The sequence below is a fragment of the Spongiibacter sp. genome (assembly GCF_041602295.1).
GTDB lineage: Bacteria > Pseudomonadota > Gammaproteobacteria > Pseudomonadales > Spongiibacteraceae > Spongiibacter.
The window spans coordinates 1-3,189 of sequence record NZ_JBFIGO010000177.1; the positions used below are offsets into that span (position 1 = coordinate 1).

The 3,189-nt window shown below is 54.7% G+C and carries 4 protein-coding genes and 1 tRNA gene; 2 read left to right on the forward strand and 3 right to left on the reverse strand.

The window, feature by feature from the left end:
- Positions 1-766: 766 nt before the first annotated feature.
- A complete protein-coding gene (locus ABYM29_RS15345; RefSeq protein WP_372865667.1) occupies positions 767-916 on the forward strand; it encodes a twin-arginine translocase TatA/TatE family subunit in 150 nt (49 codons plus the stop codon).
- 118 nt (positions 917-1,034) lie between these two features.
- Positions 1,035-2,069 carry an AraC family transcriptional regulator gene (locus ABYM29_RS15350; protein WP_372865668.1) on the forward strand — a complete coding sequence of 345 codons (1,035 nt, stop codon included), beginning with the start codon at positions 1,035-1,037 and terminating at the stop codon, positions 2,067-2,069.
- 192 nt (positions 2,070-2,261) lie between these two features.
- Here ABYM29_RS15350 and ABYM29_RS15355 read toward each other — a convergent pair.
- From ABYM29_RS15355 to ABYM29_RS15365, 3 genes are all read right to left on the reverse strand, one after another.
- A tRNA-Phe gene (locus ABYM29_RS15355) sits at positions 2,262-2,337 on the reverse strand.
- 86 nt (positions 2,338-2,423) lie between these two features.
- Complete coding sequence (locus ABYM29_RS15360; RefSeq protein WP_372865669.1) at positions 2,424-2,696, reverse strand: oxidative damage protection protein; 273 nt, start codon at positions 2,694-2,696, stop codon at positions 2,424-2,426.
- Positions 2,693-3,189, reverse strand: a 497-nt coding sequence (locus ABYM29_RS15365; protein WP_372865670.1) for an NUDIX domain-containing protein, incomplete at its 5' end; no start/stop codon positions are given. The genes ABYM29_RS15365 and ABYM29_RS15360, both read right to left, overlap by 4 nt.

Genomic DNA, 3,189 nt, shown 5'->3' on the forward strand with positions numbered 1-3,189 from the left:
ACCTGCGGTGCGGTCAGTGTGCCGACGTCGAGGCCAATTCTTGCAGAGATGTCGGCAGAGGAAAGCCCCCCCTCCTTGAGAATGGCGATTAAGCCACGATACACCGATGCGATAACTCTAAGCTCTTGGGACATGACTTCACCAGGCTAAATTAACTTCCCGCTGTGCTTTGGATTTCCAGAATGTTGCTGATGTTTGGTAGTTGGGATGAATTGTTGTTTTTATGATTGCGCCGCAGGAAAGCATCGAGGGCAATGATCATCTCGTCTCCGATTGTAGAGCATCTGGCATACGTTGAATACGGTGTCTCCAATGCCAAATGGCCTGTGGAGTGTTGACCTTCTTCAGCGGTCTCGATGGGTATTGTTCGTGCTGTCGGTCAAGTGAGAAAACCCATTGCCTGGTTTGGCAAAACGCATAATGCTTGGTGGCTGGCTATTTGATGGCTGCTGTGGGCTGCAAGGGCATGCCCGCTGCTAAGAGTAATCTGGCGTGAAGTGTAACGACCTTGGCGTGCGCTGATCTATGCTGAAGAGCCACGGACGCCGATACTGGTGGTATTAAGTTAGTGGCGCAGTGTTGTACATGGCTGGCCATGCCCGTCACAAAAAGTCTGGAAGTTCGTGTTGGCAAGGTGTCTGCCTCCAGCGGCGCGTGGCTTGGTTAAAGTATTCCCGTATTGGCGGTGAGCTCTGCAGGTCGAGCTGCCCTGCTGCCGCTGCCGGTAAATATCTAGGATTTTACCCCGAGTGTAAGGAGAGTAGACATGGCAGGAATTAGTATGTGGCAACTGTTGATTATTCTGGCAATTGTTATGCTGCTTTTTGGCACCAAAAGGCTCAGGGGTGCGGGAAAAGACCTGGCTGCCTTGCGCAGGGACTTCAGCGCCGCAGTTGAGGATAAGTCTAAACAATAAGTGAACGTATCCCGCGCAAGATCGCAGCCATTAGGCTGTTTTCGGCGCGCTGGTTTGTCATTGCGCCGAAAATAGTGCAGTGCTACTGTGAAATTATAATAAAAACCGCTAGTGGTATATGTCGGAAGATTCTGCTGAGGTGAGCAAAGATACCAATGTGACGGTTGCTTATGCGGCGTCGTTACTCGATTACCTGCGCGCTAAGAATGTCGATATTGAAGCCTTGTTTACCCCTGCTCAGCTCAAGCTGTTGGCTGGCGATGACCCACAAAAAGTCATAAAGCTGAGTTCCTGGGTCGAGATGCTTGAAAGCGCCTCGGTGGCGTTAAATCAGCCGAGCTTACCCCTGCTTGTCGGTCAATCTCTGGCGGCAAAGAATTTTGGTGTGCTGGCGTATGTGGGGATGAGCTGTCTGACTCTGGGTGAGGCCGTCGAGCACGCAGCGCGCTACATGAAAATTGTCGGCAATATGAGCCGGATGAGTCTGCGCATCTGCGGTGATACGGCGGAAGTGTATTGGGCTTGGCCGCACGACGACGAGCCGCCTAGGTGTGTCGCGGAACTACACATGGCGGCAAGGCTGCATTCCGCAAGGGTATTCACTGGCAGGCCAGACTTATACAGTGATGCCTATTTCCAGTTTTCGGCGCCGGCTGACATTTCGCCTTACCGGCAGGTGTTTGGTGGCCACTGTTATTTCGATGCGCTTGAAACGAAGTTGGTGCTGCCAAGGGAGTACCTCGCCTTACCGATGATCGCCGCCAATGCGAGCATGCGCGAGACAATTAGTAGCCAGGCTCAGGCTATTTTAAATCAGCGAGAAGATGCCTCCCCCCTGCTGAAGGCGATACAGGACGTGCTGCTAGACGGCCTCAGTACCAATCAAACCTCGATCAAGGTCGTCGCGCAGTCGATGGAAATTTCCGCGCGCAGTCTGCAGCGAAAGCTGTCGGAGCAGGGGCTTAAGTTTCAATCCATTCTGGACGACGTGCGTTTGTGTCGAGCCAAGCAGTTGCTGAAAACGCCTATGCCGTTGGCCGAAGTAGCCTTCCTGTTGGGCTACACCGAGCAAAGCTCATTTCAGCACGCATTCAAGCGCTGGACGGGGATAACTCCAGATGCGTGGCGTCATACCGAAGCGGGAAAGAGTTAGGGTGCCAGTGGCGCTTTTTCCGGCGGGGCGTGCGGCTGGCTCATGGTTGCCGCAGCGTTATCACTGAAGGCGTTCGCCGCAAGACGGCAATGATCTGAATGTAGGTGGATGACTTTGGGTCAGAATATCGGCAGCGAGTGTGGGTCTGCTGCAGTGGGGTGGTAATAGAGATTGATTGGCTTTGGAAAAGAGTGGTGCCCAGAGGCGGAATCGAACCACCGACACGAGGATTTTCAATCCACTGCTCTACCGACTGAGCTATCTGGGCATATGCGATGCAGCTGATGTGCTTCGCAAGAGGCGCGTATTAAACCTGTTCCGATTCAGGGAGTCAAGCCCTTCAAAACAGTGAAGTTATTCGCTGGGGGGAACATAGCCCTCGGCTTGTTCAAAGTCTTCACCGGCGAGGAATTTTTCCATCTCGGCTTGCAGGAATTTGCGCGAGCTGGGGTCCATCATGCTCAGCTGTTTTTCGTTGATCAGCATGGTTTGGTGGGCCTGCCACTCTTCCCAGGCTTTTTTCGAGACGTGTTCAAAGATCTCCTGGCCCTTGGCGCCGGGGTAGGGCGGTTTGGCGAGGCCTTCGAGTTCGGCTTGGTATTTTTTGCAGAAAACGGTGCGGGTCATGGCTGGGCTTCCGTCAGTAAATCGTGGTGCATAAGGCTGTCGAGCAGCTTTTTTACCGGGGCGGCAAGCCCCAGTGGCTGTTGCAGGCCACCCTTATACCAAAGCTGGCGGCCGGCTTCCATGATGCGGGCCGGTTCGCGCCGCAGGCGAATGTGCTGGGGATGGATGTCTAAGTGGTAGTGACTGAAGGTGTGGCGCAGCGGTGCAAGGGCCTCGGCGCCGGCCTCTAGCCCCAGTTGGCGGTCGAGGTAGTCGGCAATATCGCCGTCGCTGTCCAGTTCCGGCAGGCTCCACAGTCCGCCCCAAATGCCGCTGTCGGGGCGTTTTTCCAGCAGGATTTCGCCGGCGGGGTTTTGAATTAGCAGCATCTGGGTGGTTTTTACCGGCAGCACTTTGCGCGGTTTTTTGCCCGGGTAGTCGGCTTGGCGAGCCATCGCCTTGGCCTTGCAGTCTTCGCTCACTGGGCATTGTGCGCAGTCGGGTTTGCTGCGCC